This is a genomic window from Pseudoalteromonas sp. SR41-8 (assembly GCF_014163915.1).
GTDB lineage: Bacteria > Pseudomonadota > Gammaproteobacteria > Enterobacterales > Alteromonadaceae > Pseudoalteromonas > Pseudoalteromonas rhizosphaerae.
In genome coordinates this window covers 56878-76529 of sequence record NZ_JACJEE010000010.1, presented here as the reverse complement: position 1 = coordinate 76529, position 19652 = coordinate 56878, and the positions used below count along the sequence as shown (strand labels likewise).

Annotated in this window: 20 protein-coding genes; 7 read left to right on the top strand and 13 right to left on the bottom strand. The window is 39.8% G+C overall.

What is annotated here, in order from left to right; translation table 11 throughout:
- Positions 1 to 7: 7 nt before the first annotated feature.
- Positions 8 to 1231 (bottom strand): EAL and HDOD domain-containing protein, encoded by a 1224-nt coding sequence (locus H5162_RS08830; protein WP_182778303.1) that lies wholly within the window; start codon positions 1229 to 1231, stop codon positions 8 to 10.
- 377 nt (positions 1232 to 1608) lie between these two features.
- On the opposite strand from H5162_RS08830, the gene putP reads away from it, so the two are divergent.
- Positions 1609 to 3120: a sodium/proline symporter PutP gene (gene putP, locus H5162_RS08825; RefSeq protein WP_145239292.1), complete on the top strand. Its 1512-nt coding sequence runs from the start codon at positions 1609 to 1611 to the stop codon at positions 3118 to 3120.
- A gap of 70 nt (positions 3121 to 3190) precedes the next feature.
- Here putP and H5162_RS08820 read toward each other — a convergent pair whose 3' ends face one another.
- Complete coding sequence (locus tag H5162_RS08820) at positions 3191 to 3505, bottom strand: YebG family protein (RefSeq protein WP_145239289.1); 315 nt, start codon at positions 3503 to 3505, stop codon at positions 3191 to 3193.
- A 261-nt stretch (positions 3506 to 3766) separates the two neighbouring features.
- Between H5162_RS08820 and H5162_RS08815 the strand changes: the two genes are divergently transcribed.
- The gene (locus H5162_RS08815; RefSeq protein WP_145239286.1) at positions 3767 to 4063 is read left to right on the top strand and encodes a ComEA family DNA-binding protein; all 297 of its coding nucleotides are present in this window, start codon (positions 3767 to 3769) and stop codon (positions 4061 to 4063) included.
- Between the two features lie 16 nt (positions 4064 to 4079).
- Here the strand turns inward: H5162_RS08815 and H5162_RS08810 are convergent, their stop codons facing one another.
- The 3 genes from H5162_RS08810 to nhaB all read right to left on the bottom strand — a co-directional run bounded on the left by H5162_RS08810 (position 4080) and on the right by nhaB (position 6601).
- Positions 4080 to 4382: a DUF6170 family protein gene (locus H5162_RS08810; protein WP_145239283.1), complete on the bottom strand. Its 303-nt coding sequence runs from the start codon at positions 4380 to 4382 to the stop codon at positions 4080 to 4082.
- Positions 4382 to 4894 (bottom strand): disulfide bond formation protein DsbB, encoded by a 513-nt coding sequence (dsbB, locus tag H5162_RS08805; RefSeq protein WP_145239280.1) that lies wholly within the window; start codon positions 4892 to 4894, stop codon positions 4382 to 4384. The genes H5162_RS08810 and dsbB overlap by 1 nt, the downstream gene beginning before the upstream one ends.
- Before the next feature lie 123 nt (positions 4895 to 5017).
- Positions 5018 to 6601, bottom strand: a complete 1584-nt coding sequence (gene nhaB / locus H5162_RS08800; RefSeq protein ID WP_145239277.1) for a sodium/proton antiporter NhaB — start codon at positions 6599 to 6601, stop codon at positions 5018 to 5020.
- Positions 6602 to 7020: 419 nt separating this feature from the next.
- On the opposite strand from nhaB, the gene fadR reads away from it, so the two are divergent.
- Positions 7021 to 7734, top strand: coding sequence for a fatty acid metabolism transcriptional regulator FadR (gene fadR, locus H5162_RS08795; RefSeq protein WP_064666576.1), 714 nt, complete (start codon positions 7021 to 7023; stop codon positions 7732 to 7734).
- Positions 7735 to 7753: 19 nt separating this feature from the next.
- On the opposite strand, the gene H5162_RS08790 is transcribed toward fadR, so the two are convergent.
- Positions 7754 to 7915, bottom strand: a complete 162-nt coding sequence (locus tag H5162_RS08790; protein WP_182778301.1) for a hypothetical protein — start codon at positions 7913 to 7915, stop codon at positions 7754 to 7756.
- A 91-nt stretch (positions 7916 to 8006) separates the two neighbouring features.
- Between H5162_RS08790 and H5162_RS08785 the strand changes: the two genes are divergently transcribed.
- Entirely contained in the window at positions 8007 to 8612 is a 606-nt protein-coding gene (locus H5162_RS08785) for a peroxiredoxin C (RefSeq protein ID WP_145239274.1), read from the top strand.
- A gap of 66 nt (positions 8613 to 8678) precedes the next feature.
- Here H5162_RS08785 and H5162_RS08780 read toward each other — a convergent pair whose 3' ends face one another.
- On the bottom strand, positions 8679 to 11276 hold the full coding sequence (locus H5162_RS08780) for a TonB-dependent receptor (protein ID WP_182734905.1): 2598 nt from the start codon (positions 11274 to 11276) through the stop codon (positions 8679 to 8681).
- 189 nt (positions 11277 to 11465) lie between these two features.
- Positions 11466 to 11945, bottom strand: coding sequence for an SsrA-binding protein SmpB (smpB, locus tag H5162_RS08775; RefSeq protein WP_064666579.1), 480 nt, complete (start codon positions 11943 to 11945; stop codon positions 11466 to 11468).
- Positions 11946 to 12091: 146 nt separating this feature from the next.
- Here smpB and H5162_RS08770 point away from each other — a divergent pair, with 146 nt between their 5' ends.
- Together H5162_RS08770 and H5162_RS08765 are read left to right on the top strand one after the other, a co-directional pair.
- Positions 12092 to 12529 carry a type II toxin-antitoxin system RatA family toxin gene (locus H5162_RS08770; RefSeq protein ID WP_145239267.1) on the top strand — a complete coding sequence of 146 codons (438 nt, stop codon included), beginning with the start codon at positions 12092 to 12094 and terminating at the stop codon, positions 12527 to 12529.
- Entirely contained in the window at positions 12529 to 12858 is a 330-nt protein-coding gene (locus H5162_RS08765) for an RnfH family protein (protein ID WP_145239596.1), read from the top strand. Before H5162_RS08770 ends, H5162_RS08765 begins: the two co-directional genes overlap by 1 nt.
- 60 nt (positions 12859 to 12918) lie before the next feature.
- Here the strand turns inward: H5162_RS08765 and H5162_RS08760 are convergent, their stop codons facing one another.
- Positions 12919 to 13278: an outer membrane protein assembly factor BamE gene (locus H5162_RS08760; RefSeq protein WP_182778300.1), complete on the bottom strand. Its 360-nt coding sequence runs from the start codon at positions 13276 to 13278 to the stop codon at positions 12919 to 12921.
- A gap of 119 nt (positions 13279 to 13397) precedes the next feature.
- Between H5162_RS08760 and H5162_RS08755 the strand changes: the two genes are divergently transcribed.
- Complete coding sequence (locus H5162_RS08755) at positions 13398 to 13715, top strand: GIY-YIG nuclease family protein (protein ID WP_145239261.1); 318 nt, start codon at positions 13398 to 13400, stop codon at positions 13713 to 13715.
- Between the two features lie 37 nt (positions 13716 to 13752).
- Here the strand turns inward: H5162_RS08755 and H5162_RS08750 are convergent, their stop codons facing one another.
- The 4 genes from H5162_RS08750 to ilvC all read right to left on the bottom strand — a co-directional run bounded on the left by H5162_RS08750 (position 13753) and on the right by ilvC (position 19514).
- Positions 13753 to 14643 carry a M28 family peptidase gene (locus tag H5162_RS08750; RefSeq protein WP_259398193.1) on the bottom strand — a complete coding sequence of 297 codons (891 nt, stop codon included), beginning with the start codon at positions 14641 to 14643 and terminating at the stop codon, positions 13753 to 13755.
- A 16-nt stretch (positions 14644 to 14659) separates the two neighbouring features.
- Complete coding sequence (locus tag H5162_RS08745) at positions 14660 to 15853, bottom strand: tetratricopeptide repeat protein (protein ID WP_182778298.1); 1194 nt, start codon at positions 15851 to 15853, stop codon at positions 14660 to 14662.
- A gap of 81 nt (positions 15854 to 15934) precedes the next feature.
- A complete protein-coding gene (locus H5162_RS08740; protein WP_182731023.1) occupies positions 15935 to 17848 on the bottom strand; it encodes a methyl-accepting chemotaxis protein in 1914 nt (637 codons plus the stop codon).
- A gap of 193 nt (positions 17849 to 18041) precedes the next feature.
- A complete protein-coding gene (ilvC, locus tag H5162_RS08735) occupies positions 18042 to 19514 on the bottom strand; it encodes a ketol-acid reductoisomerase (RefSeq protein ID WP_182731024.1) in 1473 nt (490 codons plus the stop codon).
- Between the last annotated feature and the right edge of the window lie 138 nt (positions 19515 to 19652).

Genomic DNA, 19652 nt, shown 5'->3' with positions numbered 1-19652 from the left:
TTATTTATTACCCAGCCAGTACTTTCATTTGTTCATTAGCCCAGTTAACTGCGTCATGGTATGCATCTGGCACTTTACCAGCTGTAAGACCAAGCTCATCTTTAATCGCGTTTGCACCTTGCCAATTGGCTTGTTCGTATAATTTTACCAAGCGCAGATATTGTGCCAGTAAACCTTGCTCCTCTAATAATGCTAACTTTATGTCGTTGGATAATGGTAGCTTATTCATCACGCTTTCCATATCTTCATCTAATATGGCATCCATTAGTGACATCATACCGGTTAAAAAAGCCATTCCCGTATCTTTGAGTTTACTATGGTTTATAGCTAGCAACTCAGTAAAGCGTGCTCTAGTTAACGATAAGCGTATTAACTCTGCGGGTTTATCACCAGCAACTTGAGCTGCAAACAACAAGGATAAAAACTTTTTAATTTCTGCTGCACCTAGCACAATTAGTGCTTGTTTGATGGTGCTGATCTCAGCTCTGCGCTTAAATGCCGCTGAATTACTATAACGTAATAATTTATAAGAGAGGTTTACATCTCGCTCAAATACGTCGGTAATTTTCTTTAAATTGACTTCAACAGTGGATGTCTCATAAAGCAGCTCGGCAAGAGCTATCTCTGATGGCGGCAAGGTTTTACTTTGCACCATTTCTGGTTTGGAAAAGAAAAACCCTTGAAAGTAAGTAAAGCCAAGATCTAATGCTAATTGATACTTTTCGTAGGTTTCTACCTTTTCTGCTAATAATTTTATATGCGGATAAGGTTTAATTTCTTCGATTATGCTGTGGATAGTGTCAACTTCACAATTGAGAAAATCTATTTTAATAATATCAATAAAAGGATAAAAATGACGCCATACAGGCTGGTGAATATAATCATCCAGGGCGAGCGTATAACCTTTTTGTTTTAAGTCTTTGACGATCGCGAGTAAGCGTTTCCCTGGTTGAATTGTTTCGAGTATTTCTACAACAATCTGATCTTTACCAAGCAGAGTTGGGTAGCCTTTTTGTAATGTTTCAAGCGTAAAGTTGATATACGCTGGTTTATTATCGGTGAGATCTTCTAAGCCAAAATTGAATTGACTACCTTCAATTAGCCGGCTAGTTGCCTCGTCACCATCAATATCTGGGAATACATTATCAACGCCGTCACGAAAAAGTAACTCATATCCTACAAGTTGTTTGTTTCGATCTAAAATTGGTTGGCGTGCAGCATAAAAATACATAAACAGCGGGTCCACATCAGTTAAGCGATTACTTGGGCAATATAAGATAAAACAACATAAATAGCATTAACTATATTTAAAATATCAATACTATAGTATTGATTAATTGCAAAATCATCGATCTAATCCTAGGGTAATTAAGTATTAATTACCATGTTCTATAGTCAAATAATTAACCATTAGGTAAAACCGCTTAACCCTATATCATTGTAAGGTTAACTTAGTAATTGGAGTTATTCACCCTTTGCGTGATATAGTCAAGCTCTAGGTTGGTTTTTACACCAATAATGACTTTATATAGTATTGATTTATGAGTCATTATTAGGATTAAAAGCCAGGTTTTAACTTCAGAGTTGGAGGCGAGTTTGGAAACTGGAATGATTATTTCTTTAGCTGCGTATTTTATCGTAATGCTAGGTATTGGCTTGTACGCTTATAAGCAGTCTACCGCCGATGTGTCGGGCTATATGTTGGGTGGCAGAAGTTTATCACCAGCTGTAGCTGCTCTATCTGCCGGTGCATCGGATATGAGTGGTTGGCTACTTATGGGCTTACCCGGTGCTATGTATCTATTTGGCTTAAGTAAAGTTTGGATTGCAATAGGCTTAGTACTTGGCGCTTGGGCAAACTACTTCTTAGTAGCGCCACGCCTGCGTGTCTATACTGAGAAAGCGAATGACTCGATTACTATTCCTGATTACTTTGCTAATCGTTTTGCTGATAATAAAAATATATTACGTGTAATTTCGGCAATCGTGATCATCGTTTTCTTCACACTTTATACTTCTTCAGGCGTTGTCGCTGGCGGTAAATTATTCGAAAACTCATTTCAGATGAGTTACGAAACGGGGCTTTATGTGACAACCGGGGTCGTCGTACTTTATACATTGTTTGGTGGTTTCTTAGCTGTGAGTTTGACTGACTTTGTGCAAGGTTGCATCATGTTCATCTCGCTACTTGCTGTACCTATTGTTACTTATATGATGCTAGATCAGCCAGTGTTAGACACACTTACTAATGCCAGTTATGACTTGCTGTTAAGCGCTCCGAAAGAGAGCGAAGTCCACTCTCTTAATATGTTAGATTGGTTTGCAGGCGGTTCAACCATCGCTATTATTTCTGCAATGGCATGGGGCTTAGGTTATTTCGGTCAACCGCATATCATAGTGCGTTTTATGTCAGTACGATCTGTTAAAGATATGCCTACTATGCGTCGTATTGGTATGTCGTGGATGACCTTATCAGCAATTGGTGCAGTGTTAACAGGACTATTTGGTGCTGCTTACATGATCGAAAATCAAATGTTGATTGACGATAAAGAAACGATATTTTTAGTATTATCTGAATTGGTTTTCCATCCACTTATTGCCGGCTTTTTACTTGCTGCTATTTTAGCTGCGATTATGAGTACTATTTCATCTCAGTTATTGGTTTGTTCAAGCTCTTTGACTGAAGACTTCTACAAAATTTATTTAAACCGTGATGCATCACAAACCGAGCTGGTTTTAGTTGGTCGAATTAGTGTACTACTCGTTGCATTATTTGCTATTTATTTGGCTTATGACCGCGACAGTTCTATTTTAGATTTAGTAAGTAATGCGTGGGCAGGTTTTGGGGCTGCGTTTGGCCCGTTAGTATTACTTAGTTTATATTGGAAGCGAATGAATCTACAAGGTGCGATCAGTGGTATGGTTGTGGGTGCAGGGACAGTGTTGATCTGGATATATGCGCCAATCACCATAAATGGAGAGAGTCTCAGCAGTATCATTTATGAAATTATACCGGGCTTTATACTTGCAACAATTGCAATCATTACAGTGAGCTTATCAACAGCGCCACCAAATAAAGAGATCACCGAATTATTTGATGAAGTTGAACGAGGGCTATAACGAGTAGTAATTTTTATAACTAAAAAAGGGCAATTAATTGCCCTTTTTTAGTTAGTTAACTTATGATTTTTTAGCTTGCTTCTTTATCAGTGCTGGCTTTAATAGACGCTACATTTTCTTTTTTTACTTTCGCCGTTGGTGCTTTCTGTATTGCCTCTTTGCCGCCTTTAAGTACATTCATAAAGTCGTCTTTACTTTTAGCAATCTCAAGTGCGAGCGATTCGATTTGTTGTTCGCTTAGTGGTACATCAACTTTCTCAAGCATAACCTCAAGCGACTCTGCTATATCAAGCATTTTGTCATACGCGTCAGCTTCTTTTTTAGTAGTAAACGTCATACGCTCGACTCCGTTTCTCTCTACAACATATTTAACAACAACAGCCATGATTTCTCCTGCCAATTTGCTTGGTGAATAACAAGTTCACCTTGATTGATTACTGTTTTTATGTACAGTAATTGTTTATTGGTCTTTTTGCAAGTGAACATTTTTATTTTTTACTATTAGGATTTGACAAAGAGGTACAACTTTACTTTATTTAAATAGTCGCACTTTTTTAGTATGACTTTATTTGGAAGTAGTCCAAAAGTGAAGGCATTAAAGTCAACTATTAATTGAGTCCACGTATGGACATCATGGAGGAGAAACATGAAGTTTTTAACTTTAATAGTCGTAGTGCTTGGCTTGGCTATATCATTGCCTAGTGGTGCCGCTGTAACTAAAACCGAAGCTACTGAAAGTATGGGTAAAGTTCAGTTAGTCAATGTTAATCAAGCAACAGTCGAGCAGCTTACCCAGCTGCCAGGTATTGGTAAATCAAAAGCACAAGCGATAGTTGATTACCGTACCGAGCAAGGCAAATTTAAGTCTGTTGCAGATCTAGCGCAGGTGAAAGGTATTGGCGATAAATTAGTCGCTAAACTGGATGGCAAAGTTACATTTTAAAAAACTACAGGGCGAATTATTCGCCCTGTTCAAATTGCTTTATAGCCTTGCTCAAATAGTGTTTAGAGAATTGAATTTCAACAGGGGTGGTTAACAACGGGTAACTTAACCCAGCCACCAGTAATACAGGAAGTAACAGCCAACCTTCGATATACGCTAATGATAGAAATACTGGGATCAATAAAATCAGCTTTATAATACGCAAACTGATTTTTTGCATTGGAGTTAACATACTCACTGCAATCGCAATTATTTGCTGACGTTGACGTATTTTAAACGATTTTAATTGCGTTACTTGACTTGAAAATAATGCAATCATCACAGCGACTTTTTAATTATTAAACGACTTACTACAACGCTTATCAGTATCAGAGTAAATACCGCAAAAATGATCTCCATCCATGCTGGCATACTTAACCCTGCAAATTGCCAATCGATGTTGCCACAGTCTCCTGTCGCAGCAAAAAAATGTGGCATCCACTCATGTAATGGTAATGGAAAATTAGGCTCGAATTCGCAGCTAAACGCAAAGGGATCGGTTGTCGTTTGCATATCAATATGTTGGCGTGCAATTAAGTAACCCCAAATACTAGCAACTGCCCATGCTGAAAATGCTGTTATACGGCAAATTAAATTGGTTGGTCTGACTGCGCCGACTAACCCTGCGGCTAGTAACCCTAGCATGGCAGTACGTTGATAAATACACATAATGCATGGCTCTAAGCCCATTTGGTATTGGAAATACAATGCGATTAATTCAAAAATAAAAGCGCTAAAAGCGAGTAGTAACCAAGCACTGCGTTGTTGGGCTAAATTTGCTAACCAAGTCATAAAATATCCAGTCTATAATTTGTGGATGAATTATGACTTAGTCATTAAACTACGCGCAAGGATAAATATGATTTGTAACAATAAAAAAGCTGCCGAAGCAGCTTTATTTACTGTTTGGATTATTTAATGCCCAGAACTTCCTATACTTTGTAAGCTTGCACTATGGTGCTCAATCCAGCCCCATTGATAGAATAAATCAGTCATTTCACTTAGGCCAAGATATGTCCCTGCTAAGCCAACAACCGTTAGCACTATGGTATAGGGGAGTGCCATGTAAACCATACGACCGTAGGATAATCGCAATACGGGAGCAAGGGTCGATGTTAGTAAGAATAAAAATGCAGCTTGACCGTTAGGTGTGGCAACACTTGGTAAATTTGTACCGGTATTAATTGCCACCGCTAATAAATCAAATTGATCGCGGCTAATTTGCCCTGCTTTTAATGCTGCCGCCACTTCATTAATATAAACAGTGCCAACAAAGACATTGTCACTGACCATCGAGAGTAGGCCATTTGCGACAAAAAACATAACTAACTGTAATTGCCCTTCAAATGTCAGTACCCAAGTTATTACAGGAGTAAATAAGTGTTGGTCAATAATGACTGCAACGATTGAGAAAAATACACATAACAGTGCAGTAAACGGCAGTGCTTCTTCAAAAGCCTTTCCTAGTTGGTGCTCTTCAATTATACCAGCGGACGCAGTTGCAAAAATAATGACGGATAAGCCGATTAAGCCAACAGTGGCAAGGTGTAATGCTAATGCAATGATCAACCATACAGCAATTAATGACTGAAACATCAAATTAACCTTATCGCGTTTGGTACGTTTGCTATCGAGCTCTTTTGCATGATCAGCTAGTATTTGATGAATCGTCTCTGGTAATTTGGCGCCGTATCCGAACGTTTTTGTCTTTTCAAGTAATATTGTAGTGATAATGCCAGCTATGAATACAGGCATAGTAACAGGCAACATACGCAAGAAAAATTCCCCAAATTGCCAGCTTGCTCGTTCTGCAATAATGAGGTTTTGTGGTTCACCTACCATAGTACAAACTCCGCCAATGGCTGTACCTATCGAGGCATGCATTAATAAGTTACGCAAAAAAGCTCGAAACTCTTCAAGTTCCTGACGATTAACCGGGCGTACTTGATTATCATCGTTAATATCATGTTCGCTAGTGGAATCTTTCCCAGAGGCGACTTTATGGTAAATACTGTAAAAGCCCATGGCGACAGCTATAACCACCGCCATAACTGTAAGTGCATCTAAAAATGCAGAAAGAAATGCCGCCGCAATAGTAAACGCCAAGGAAAGTACTGTTTTACTTCGAACTGACACCACTAGGCGTGTAAAAATATAGAGCAGTAAATCTTTCATAAAGTAGATACCTGCGACCATAAAGATCAGCAGTAAGATTACATCTACATTTTGAACAATTTCATGCTCTACTTGCCCTGCAGTTGTCATGCCTATGAATAGTGCTTCAATCGCAAGTAAACCGCCGGGTTGCAGTGGGTAACATTTCAGCGCCATCGCGAGAGTAAAGATAAACTCTAAAACTAATGCCCAACCAGCCATGTAAGGGTTGATATGAAACAACACAGGGTTAATAGCTAAAAAAGCAATAATTGTGTATTTATACCACTGTGGGGCCGAGCCTAAAAAATTCTTAAAAATTGCATTGAAAACACTCTGTTGCATAGGTGTTCCTTATTATTTTGCATTTAAGTATAACTATTGTTGGTTAAGTTAATGTAGTCTAGCTGTGGTGTAAACAAAAAAGCTATAAACAACATCGAGTACCTTTTATCTGTTATGCGTTCCGCGCTATATTTAGTGTAGCTGAAATAGCTAAATGGGTGTATATAGTGTGCACAATGAAGTTAAAAGTCTATTACTCTTTAGGGTTAATACCTTAATTTAATATCGAAGAACTAGACAATGAAAGAGCAATAAATTAATTTTTATCCATTTTAGAAAACTTAGTTAGATAGAGGCTTTAACCTGCTATCGAAGGTGAATTAATGGGGTGACTTTACTTGTTAGTTTGGCTTCATCTGGTACAATCAGTCAGTTAATCGTTAAAAGTAATATTATGTGGTAACTCAAGTGGGAATTGAATGAGAATTTTTAAAGCGAAAAGCCCAGCAGGGTTTGCCGAAGAGTACATTGTTGAGTCAATCTGGAATGGTGATTTTCCTCCAGGTTCTATTCTTCCGGCTGAGCGAGAGTTATCAGAATTAATCGGTGTCACTCGTACAACCTTACGTGAAGTATTACAGCGTTTAGCGCGCGATGGTTGGTTAACAATCCAGCACGGTAAACCGACACGAGTAAATAACTTTTGGGAAACTTCAGGACTTAATATTTTAGAGACCTTAGCGCGTCTTGATGAAGATAAAATGCCCGAGTTAACCGACCAGCTACTTTCTGCGCGAACAAACATTAGCGCTATTTACACTCGTGCAGCCATTAAGCTAGCACCTGATCGCGTGATAGAAATCCTCTCGCAAAGTGATGAGCTTGAAGATAGTGCACAAGCTTTCGCTGATTATGATTACAAGGTACACCATGAGTTAGCTGTTGCAGGTAATAACCGTATTTATGTGCTTATTCTCAATGGCTTTAAAGGTTTTTACTCTAAGATTGGCTGTCATTACTTTTCAGATCCAGGCACGCGTCAGTTAGCGCGTCAATTCTATAAAGATTTAACCATACTTGCTGAGAAACGCGAACATGACGGCGCAATTTCAATGATGCGAAAATATGGTCATCAAACAGGTGAAATTTGGCAAAAAATTCGCGGTGATATGCCTGAAAATATCATGGATTAATACCGCATTTAATATGTAGTTATACCGATAAAAAGCCTGCATCTGCAGGTTTTTTTGTTGCTGTTATTAGTAACAAATAGCGAGTGACAAACAGTCGTTCGCATTTTTCGATGACGTGAATCGGAAAATACGATTGTTCTTTTAAGTCTTTAGTCTCTAAAATAATTTGATAATTATGCATGTTAGCCCTTGGTATTTACTTTTTAGATCCCATATTAAAGGCAAGCATTGCGTAAGCAATTAAAAGCAAACTCAAATATTTGGAGAATAAAATGGGTGTATTAGTAGGCCGCCAGGCACCAGACTTTACCGCTGCAGCAGTACTAGGTAACGGCGAGATCGTAGATAGCTACAATCTTCACGAAACAATCAAAGGTAAAAAAGCAGTCATCTTCTTTTACCCACTAGATTTTACTTTCGTATGTCCTTCTGAACTAATTGCTTTTGACAAGCGTTATGAAGAATTCCAAAAGCGTGGCGTAGAAGTAATTGGTGTTTCAATCGATTCACAATTCTCACACAACGCATGGCGTAACACTGCTGTTGCAGACGGCGGTATCGGTGCAGTTAAATACGCACTAGTTGCAGATGTTAAGCACGAAATCTGTAAAGCATACGATGTTGAGCATCCAGAAGCCGGCGTTGCATTTCGTGGTTCATTCTTAATTGATGAAGAAGGTAATGTACGTCATCAAGTAGTAAATGACTTACCACTAGGTCGTAACATCGACGAAATGCTTCGTATGGTTGACGCTCTAGCGTTTCACACTGAGCACGGTGAAGTATGTCCAGCTGGTTGGACTGAAGGCAAAAAAGGTATGGATGCAAGCCCAGCAGGCGTTGCTAAGTTCCTTTCTGAAAACGAAAGCGACCTATAATTTAGGTCTTTGTTTTAGAATATGAAAAACCCGCCAATTTGGCGGGTTTTTTATTTAGGGTAGTCGCTAGAAAGCGAATGACACTTTGGTGTAGATATAACGTCCGCGAGGGTTGTGAACCGCGGAAGCATAACCGTATAAATCACCATCACCATCACCAATTGCAAATGGTGGCTCTTCATCAAATAAGTTATTTACGCCAATCGAGATCTTGGTCGATTCGGTAATACGATAAGCCGTTTGTAAATCAACTAAGACTTGTGAATCAACCATTCTTGATGTGTTGCTATCAAAATCGAGGGTGCCATCAAAATCAATATCAGGCGTATCTTCAAACTCACCCACATAGCTGATATTTACATTAGTATTGAATTCACCAAGCTCCCAATTAGTTGAGAACATCCAGCGGTGTTCAGGGTAACCATATTCACCAGTATAATCGCGACCGTCTTTTTCAAACTTGTCTTGATAAGACCATTCTAAGTTGAACTTAAGTAAACCAAGATCATCCAAGGAGTGATTATAATTTGCTGAGAAATCAACACCAGACACTTCCTGCGAAGAGACATTCTCAAAGGTACTATGAATTTTTTGGATCACCCCAAGACTTTGTCCACCTTGTGGCGACAGGCGAACGCAGATGGTACTATTCTGGTTGTTACATTCAGCATCATAAATAGGACCAAAGGCTTGTTCATCAATCTTATTGTCTTGAGTGATACTCCATACATCAATACTGAAACCAAGATCAGCCATAGGTGCCCAAATAAAACCAACGTTCCATGACTCAGATTCTTCGGCTTTTAAATCAGGATTACCAGCAAATTGGATGTTGTAATCGAGTACATCACAATCTTCTCCCGTTGCAGCACAGCGGTAACTATCAATAAAAAACTGACTTTCCTCTGAAGGACCTAGGCCGATTTGTGCTAGTGAAGGGGCTCTAAATCCTTGTGCCCATGAGCCGCGAACAGTAATTTCATCAGTAGGTGCCCAGCGCAGCGCTACTTTAGGATTGGTTGTGGTACCAAAGTCACTGTAATCATCGTAACGACCTGCAAGTTGTAATTCTAAGCTATCAGCTAATGGGATTGAGAATTCAACATAGGCAGCGTATTGGTCCCGCTCAGCGGCAGCAGAAACGGACTCAGTACCAAAAATTAGACCACGTTGAAATTGATCATCAGGGATATCACTGACGTCCTCTTCGCGGTACTCAATACCAGCCGCCATCATCACGACACTGTCACCAAAACTAAACGCTTCGCCGGTAATGTTGGCATCAAATGAGGTCATATGTGATTCACCACGGCGAACTAAGCTGGTGGTAATACGATTTATTACATCTGGATCATTATAAGTGCCGCCAAATGGGTTGTAGTTGCCAGCATTTATTTCTTGTTGTAAAAAGTCAGTTCTTACCCAGCCTTGAGTACGATCACCGGTTTGCATTGATTTACTTCGACCTTTTTGTACAGCTGCTTCCCAGCTCCAATCGCTAATTTCACCACGAAGACCGGCAACAAAGCGTAACGTATCTGATTCTATATCCCACTGACGGGCACCTGCATCCACGGTACGATAGCGACCAATCTCAATATCTTTACCAAAAGGATTGTTTGGATGACTGCCTGGAACTGTTAATCCCGCATCTTCGTCTAGCGGTGTCGGTGCACCTGCAGCAATCGAGGTATTATGCTGCATGGCCATTTCCAGAAAGGCTGTAATGCCGTTATCAAAGTTGTATTCAAATTGTGAAATAGCACCAACTCGCTCAGAAGCAGGGGCAATATAACCAAATGGACCATAATCAAATAAGCAGCTGCCGCTAGATGTGGCACTTTCAGCTGGGCAATCAGGATCGATAGTTTTTACGCCGTCAACATAGAAATAACCAGGGAATCCGCGTGATGAACGGAAATCTTCACCACCATTCGCGGTTTGATTAGCAGTGCCTAAGCGGCCCATTTCATCTGATGATAAAGAGGTGTTTTTAAAGTAATCGATGATCACAGACGCACTGCTTTTTTCGTTTGAGGTACCCCAAACTATGCTTGCTGAGGTTTCTTCATAGTTAGGGCCGTCAGTACCACCATAACCTAAATTAACTTCTAAACCATCGATGTCTTTTTTCAAAATAATATTCACCACACCTGCAACGGCATCGGAACCATAAATTGCAGAGGCACCATCTTTAAGAATATCAATACGTTCGATAGCAGAGACCGGAATACTGTTAATATCAACAAATGAGTTAGTGATACTCTCAGCAAATGCGCTTATAGCTACTCGACGGCCATTAATTAACACAAGCGTTGCATCTGCGCCAAGACCACGAAGCGACACTGCCGCAGAGCCATTGGCCGTAGAGTCTTGGTTGTTGCCGCGAGTAGAAAAAGTACCATTACCAGCAGCAGGCATTCTTTCTAGTAATTGTTGTAGATTGTCATAGCCCATATTATCGATATCGGCGCGACTAATTGATTGTACTGGGGAAGGGCCTTCAATATCTGTTCGCTTTATTCTAGAACCAGTCACTTCAATACGTTCAACTTTTTTTGCTTCGTCCGCAGCAAATGATTGAGAAGTATAACCCGCTGTTGAAAGTGCAAGTGTTACACAAGCGATTAGCTTAGGTTTAAATGGGAGTGTTCTGTTCTTCATCCTTAAATCCTCGTTGTCATGTTAATTTTATCTGGTTAAATCAACCAGTAATATCAATATCATGTAAGTGAATTGTTATCAAATCGTTTGTTTGGATTGTGTACTATAATTTATACAGTTGCGGGGATTTAGGGGCTGAAAATAAAAACGCCTAACTGGGTTAGGCGTTTTTGAGGTTGTTTAGATAGATTAAACTTTGTGCTTCATTAACCGTTCTTTTTCGCGAGACCAGTCTTTGTTTTTACCGTCTTCACGTTTGTCATGCATTTTTTTACCCTTACCGAGGTGGAACTCAAGTTTCACCCAGCATTTTTTCCAATACATGGCAGTGGCAATTAATGAATAGCCATCGCGCTCAGTCGCACCGACTAAGCGATCTAGCTCGCGTCTGCTTAATAATAACTTGCGATAACGTAATGGATCGCAAATAACATGGGTTGAAGCACTATTGAGAGGCTGTATTTGACTGCCAAGCAAAAACGCTTCGCCATTTTTAAGGTGAATGTATGTTTCAGAGATGTTTACTTTACCAGCTCGGATACTTTTTACTTCCCAGCCTTGTAGTTCAACACCAGCCTCAAACTTGTCGTGTAAAAAATACTCATGACGCGCCTTTTTATTTAGCGCGATAGTATTACTTGTCGATTTAGATGAATTTTTCTTAGCCATAGTGGCCCATATTATACGTAAAGCTCTGCTTTTTACATCGATTTTTTATTTTTGCTAATAAAAAAGTGTTTGTAAATAAAGCGCCATGAAAGTTTGGGGAAAAACGCAAAGCTTGCTAAAATTCGCCCACACAGTTGGGAGTGAGTATGCCACAAATAGAAAAAAGTGCGCTAGTAATGTATAGCAGCAAAGAAATGTTTGATTTAGTCAATGATGTGGATGCTTATCCTGAATTTTTACCCCATTGCTCGGATGCAAAAATTATTGCACAGCAAGGTAATACCATGACGGCAAGTTTGGAAATTTCCAAAGCGGGTATAAAAAAATGGTTTACTACTGAAAACACCTTTTTAGATGACAATACAGTAACATTGCGCTTAGTTGATGGGCCATTTAAAGCCTTGCAAGGGCGTTGGCATTTTCAAGTGTTGGATGACAATGCATGTAAAGTTCAGCTACAGCTTGAGTTTGAATTTGCGAGTAAATTAATTGAACTTGCGTTTGGGCGCGTATTTAACGATGTTGCAAAAAACATGGTGAATGCATTTACTCAACGCGCTAAACAGGTATATGGACTGCGATGATGATAAAAGTTGAAGTTGTGTATGCATTACCTACCACGGCAACGTGTTTGCTTGTTGAAGTACCAGTTGGTACAACGGCAGAAAATGCCGTGATGCAATCAGGTATCCTCGCTAAGTGCCCTGAAATTGATGGCTTAGCATTAACCTTAGGAATATGGAACCGTACCTGCAAGCTTACGCAAGTGCTTGAGGATGGCGATAGAATTGAAATTTACCGTCCTTTAATTGCTGATCCTAAAGACGCACGACGAAAACGTGCAGAAAAAGCTAAAGACGAAGGTCGTGCCAATAAAATTACAGGTGGGCGACCGCTTGATAAAGCTAAATAATAGCTCAAACAAAAAAGGTTAGCTGTTGCTAACCTTTTCGCAATTTACTGAACTGGAGCGTTATTGCTCAAGCGGTGTATTAAACTCTGCGGGTTGTTCATAGTCACCACTGAGCGATACCAATTTTTCATTTGCAAAATTAATAGTCAGTGATTTACGTTGTTCGTTATCACGGCCAAGATTAAAAGAATATAAGTAATGCCACGTGTTTTTATCGAAAGCGTCTTCTGCAACAGGTTTACCTAATACATAAAGAACTTGCTCACGGGTCATATTGATACGAAGCTTGTCAACATCGGTTTGTTCTAAAAAGTTACCTTGTGGGATGTTGATACGATAAACCCAGCTAGAACAACCGGCGGTTGCGCTTAAGGTCAGAGCAACGATAAACCAAAGAGAAAAAGTTTTTAACGACTGCATTGTTTGTTTGGATCCTTATTTTTTATAAACTGCATGATACCGATTAGTCACCTAAGGTAAAACCCTTTTGAGTAATTGTTTGTGACTTAATTTTTACTATCGATGTTTGGAGCGTAATTTTGACCTCAGAGTCCGCTAAAAGTTTAACTACTACTGAAAATACTATGACAACTAAGATCTCCACGTGGTCACTTTATATTGTACAAACACGTTTAGGGCATTGGTACACTGGGATCAGCACGGATGTGGCAAAACGATTTGCAGCACATCAAGCGGGCAAAGGGGCTAAAAACTTAAAGGGGAAGGGGCCACTGACTTTAATATATCAATGTGAAGTCGGTTCTCGCAGTGAAGCCACCAAGCTTGAGATAAAAATTAAACGCTTAAGTAAGGCACAAAAGCGAGCGTTTGTTAGCTCTGGGATTTTGCTAACCTGAATTCAGTTTAAAATATATTTACTATCTACAATTTAGCTCAAAGAGTGTTGATATCGTTTATATCAAGTTGGCTAATAAATGCGGCAATATAATTAACTGCATCAATATAAAGCGCTTGGTCAATATTACTTAGTAGGTCGGAACTCTTATGATGGTGGGGATCATGACCCATACCAAAGTAAATATAAGCAATTCCGGCTTTAGCAAACGCATAATGGTCGCTTGCTCGGCGCCAATCAATACTATCTCCGAGGGTCATTCTGTTCATTGTGGTTGATGAACTAGCTACTTTTATCTTTAAATTATGCTCAGGCACCTGCTGTAGTTGTGCTTGTAAAGCACTGCGTTGTGCATGTGAGACAAAGGCATATAAGATTTTTTTTGGCGGTTTTACTGCTAACATATCTAAATTAATATTTAGCACGGTTACGCTGTCGTCGATTTGCAATTGACTAACAAAATATTCAGCTCCATGTAAACCATTTTCCTCTGCGTCAGTAGCAACAAAACTAAGTTGGAAAGGCAGATTTGTGTGTGCGAAGCGTTGCGCTAGGAATAACAAGGCACTGACGCCACTGGCATTATCGTTTGCGCCTGCATATAAAGTGTTACCACGCATACCTAAGTGATCATAATGAGCGGTAATTACCAAATGAGTCTTGACTAAGTGCGGTGGTTTTAAAGTCGCAACGACATTTTGCCCCGTTGCTTTTGAAGACCAGCCATGGCTGTAACTAAACGGCTGTAATTGCGTATTGTAACCGAGCGTTTGCAGTCGCGTACTAATGTATTGGGCACTGATACGCGCGCCATCTGTATTGGTTTTTCTACCGCTTAGAGCCGTAGAGCTTAGATGCTTCAGATCATCGATCAGCTGTTGCTGCGCGCTGCTATTACTTTGGCAAAATGTTGAAAAGCTGAGGCTCAATAGCAAAATAAAATAGTTAATGATTAATTACTCGCGCGGTCATGTCACTTAGTGCCTGTAATTTATTTTGATAACGTTGCTTATCATGGTCAAAATCGGCATGTTTATTAGCCAAACGTAATTGGCGATACGCTTGCTTAAAATCACCTAACTGATAATAAGTGCGGGCAAGACCAAAGTAGCTATCATGAATATCATCATCAATTCTTTTTGCTTTATTGAAATGCTTGATGGCATCTTGATAGTTTTGTCCAAGGTATGCGTTATTTCCTAATGACACATGATAATACGGATTACTTTGGCGCTTCAAATCAAGTTTAGATAAAATCTTGTCTGCCAGCTCAGGACGGTCGGTGAGTTGATACAGTAAAGCTAAGTTGCCCAGTGCTGTATTGTTGTCGTTATTAAGCAGCAAAGCATAATTATAGGCTAATTCGGCGTTATCATACTGAGAATCAAGGCGAAGTAATACGGCTAAGTTACCCCATGCAGCAGAGTAATATTTATCTGCTTTTGTTGCCGCTAAAAAGTAGCTATAGGCTAAATCATAATTTTGATTGAGCATTGCCGCTGCCCCTTTATTGTTATAAAACATCGCGGTAATTCGTTGTTTGCTGATGGGGGTCGTCTGAAATTTCTCACCTCGCGAGTTCGGATCAAAATCAATCACTAATGAGGTTTTTGCGTCATACACATAAGTCACATTAGTGTGGTTATTACGACGCTGTGTGACGATCAAATTAATATGCCCAGTCAATAAGTTATAGCCTTTATTTAGCGCCCAATACTCAGGAATATGAACCGTTTGAAATTGCCCCTGCATGCCTAAATATTCCGCAATACTATAGGCCAAAATCGATAATGATAAACAGTTAGCATTTAAATCTCGATAGGCTTGATTGGCGGTTAGGGTAGCCCCTGCTTGATATAGTAAGGATGCATCGCCATTTTCTAACAAAAAGTTTAGTAATTTTCGAGTTGTGTTTAAATTGTGTTTAGTACTTGGGAAGGCTGCATCGAGTTGTTGTGTTATTGTATCGCTTAAGGTAAAAATCTGTTCACTACTTTCCACTGGGTAAAGCGTGAAAGATTGGTTTTCAGTGACTGGTGGAGGGATGAGTATTGTTTGATTACTCACACTGGTACAGGCAGAGATACTAAAAAGCAGCACAATGACTGCTAACTTACAAAACCGCGTTAGTATTGTCATAATCATACCCCAACTAATTACTGACTTATTAAGTTTAGTCTGTTTTTTAGTCGAGGTAGATGTTAAATGTTACAAACTGTGTCAGCGCTTTTCAAAGGTGGCGACTAAACTTGCTAAGGTTTGTGCGCTGGTTGCAAGTCCTTTGATCGCCTGCTCGGTATCAATTTGTTCTCGCATTGCCATATCGCTGATCTCACTAATTTGTTCAATATTACGGCCGACGTCAGCAACCACACTACTTTGCTCTTCAGTAGCTGTTGCAATCAAGGTTGCCATATCATTAATTTCATTAGCGGTATTGGTAATGGCATCAAGCAACTGCACAGAGCTTTGCATTGTTGCTACGCTGTACTGAGCTTTATCTTTGGACTGGGCAATATGTTCAACCACATTGGTAGCTGTTTTCGCGAGCTCTTCAATCATTGATTGAATTTCAGTCGTTGATTGTGACGTACGGTTGGCTAAGGCTCGTACTTCATCCGCAACTACGGCAAAGCCGCGGCCATGTTCACCAGCACGTGCTGATTCAATTGCTGCATTTAGTGCTAATAAATTGGTTTGCTCTGAAATACCACGAATAGAGTCAACAATACTGGCAATAGTCTGGGTTTTATTAGCAAGCTCAGTCACTTGTCCCGCAATTGTGTCAATATCACTGGCTAATGCGGTAATACTCTGTTGGCTTTGCACTACTTGCTGGTGGCTCTGTAATGTATTCGCTTTACTATCTTCGGTCAGTTTTGCGGCAGTTGCGGCGCTGTGGGCAATTTCTTGCACTGTCGCGCCCATTTCGTTGATTGCTGCTGCAACAGAGATAGTCTGCTCTTTTTGGTTGTCCATTGCCTGTGAGTTACGCTTGGCTTGAGTAAATACCTGATCTGAGCTTTGACGAATTTCTAAACTTTCGTGGGAGACTTGCGCAATAGCGGTTTCAATTTTATCAATGAATTGGTTAAAACCATTCGTTAATGCTAATAGCTCAGGCTGGTCACTGTGAGGTAAACGATAAGCTAGATTGGCATCACCAGACCCTAAACGAGTAAATAACTCTGCCATTTTTGATAGCGGTGAAGCTAACGAACGAGCCAGTAAAAAACTAACGATACATGCCAACAGCGCAATTGCGATAGCAAAACTTAAAATTTGCCATTGTAAAGTGGTGATCCCGGCAAACACTTCTGCTTTTGGTACTTGTGCAACCACATAGAGTTGAGTGTTTTTAATTGGACTCGCCGCAAGGAAAAAAGTGTCGCCATTGAGTTCGACTTCTTGCAAGTTAAATTCATTGCTTGTTAATAATTGACCACTTACTTGATGACCATACAAGCTATCTAGATTTGTTTTTTCTACTTTATTAACGTCTTGATGGAGTTTAATTACGCCTTTATCGTCAGTAATAAATACAAAGCCAGTCTGCTCGATAGTAAATTTATTCAGTAGTGCCTGCATATCATCAATACTTTTTGCCAGTCCGGTTAAGCCGATGCCATTGATCTGTTGATGATTAACAAACATTTTTGTGTCGCCATTAGGCTCTTGATATAAGCTAATAGAGTAAGCTTGGTTGGCGTTTTTAAAATCAAAAAACCAGCCATCTTGCTGCCGATCTAATACTCTTAAAAAGCCATCTTGATTCCAGTACTGCGCGGTATCGCGATTTGCCCATGATGCGGTTGCTAAGCCGTATTGTTTTACCAGACGATTTAATTCTTTGATTAAAACGTCATCATTGTTATCACGACTATTTGCCCACGCGAGTATAAAATGATTACTTGATACTTGTTCGGCCGCACTGAGTAATTCATTGATCTCTAAGCTTATATAGTTATTTATTGCGTGTAGTTTACTGGGCAACTCAGATTGTATCATCCGTTGTTCGATAATGGTTTTGGCGGATAACAGCGCCGTAATGCCAATTAAGCTGGCGACTGACAAGGCAATAGCGATCCCTAAAATAGTGATCTTACGTGTGATACTAAGACTTTTATATGGCATTGTGGGTACTGACTTTACAAATTATGAGGGTATTTTAGCATGTTTTTTTCATACAGTTCATCATCTAATAGAGTAAGTACTCAGTTTATAATTTACGCTAAGGCGTCTTTAGGCAAATTAATAAAATGAAAAAGCCCACTGCGTTTAGCATGTGGGCTTGGTTTCTAACAAGCGAAATTGTTACTTTCCAGGGTTAAACAATTTTCTTCATTGCTGACATGTAGCCACGCAATTTGGTACCAATGATTTCAACAGGGTGCTCACGCAACGACTTGTTGATTGCAATTAGTGTTTGGTTATCAACATGATTACAGCGCTCGCCTAAGCCTCTACCAATCACATCAGTATCGATGTTTTGCATAAAGTCTTGTAACAGTGGCAAACATGCGTGATTGTATAAGTAACAACCATACTCTGCTGTATCAGAGATTGTGCGGTTCATTTCGAATAATTTTTTACGTGCAATGGTATTGGCAATTAATGGCGTTTCATGTAGCGATTCATAATATGCTGACTCAGCTATAATACCTGCTGCAGTCATGGTCTCAAACGCTAATTCCACACCGGCTTTCACCATTGCAACCATCAAGATACCGTTATCAAAAAACTCTTGTTCGGTGATTTCAACATCACCGGCAGGGGTTTTTTCAAAATTTGTTTCAGCTGTTTCTGCACGCCATTTCAAAAGGTTTGCATCATCATTCGCCCAATCTTCCATCATTACACGAGAGAACGTACCATCGATGATGTCGTCTTGGTGTTTATTGTAAAGCGGGCGCATGATTACTTTTAATTCTTCACTTAATTCAAACGCTTTTACTTTCGCTGGGTTTGATAAACGGTCAAGCATATTTGTAACGCCGCCGTATTTAAGTGCTTCAGTAACAACTTCCCAACCGTATTGAATTAGTTTTGATGCGTAACCGGCGTCTATACCTTTTTCGATCATCTTATCAAAACATAAAATTGAGCCTGTCTGTAACATGCCGCAAAGAATTGTTTGCTCACCCATTAGGTCTGATTTTACTTCAGCAATAAATGAAGACTTTAATACCCCAGCGCGATGACCGCCAGTACCCGCTGCATAAGCTTTAGCCTGGGCTAGACCATGTCCCTGAGGATCATTTTCTGGGTGAACAGCAATAAGAGTTGGTACACCAAAACCGCGTTTATACTCTTCACGAACCTCAGAGCCTGGGCACTTAGGTGCAACCATGATCACAGTGATATCATCACGTACTTGCATACCTTCTTCAACAATGTTGAAGCCATGAGAATAAGCAAGCGTAGAGCCTTGTTTCATCATCGGCATGATTGCGTTTACAACCGCAGTATGCTGTTTATCAGGTGTTAGGTTTAACACAACATCAGCAGTAGGGATCAATTCTTCGTAAGTACCTACAGTAAAACCATTTTCTGACGCATTAAGAAATGATTGACGACGTTCGCTGATTGCAGAATCACGCAATGTGTAGGCAACATCTAAACCTGAATCTCGTAAGTTCAGTCCTTGGTTTAAACCTTGCGCACCACACCCAACAATAACAAGTTTTTTGCCTTTAAGTGCTTCAACACCATCGGCAAATTCAGCCGGATCCATAAATTCACATTGTGCTAGTTGTGCTAACTGCTCGCGTAAGGGAAGAGTATTAAAATAATTCGCCATTGTTAGTATCCTATAAATTTCGTATTTGTTAGATGCAAGCGCTTGCTGCTTTGCTTAAAGTCACCATAAGGAATTTTTACCCTTGCGTAAAATGATATATTTGCATTAAAGTATTTCAAAAAATGAAATGCTTTAATT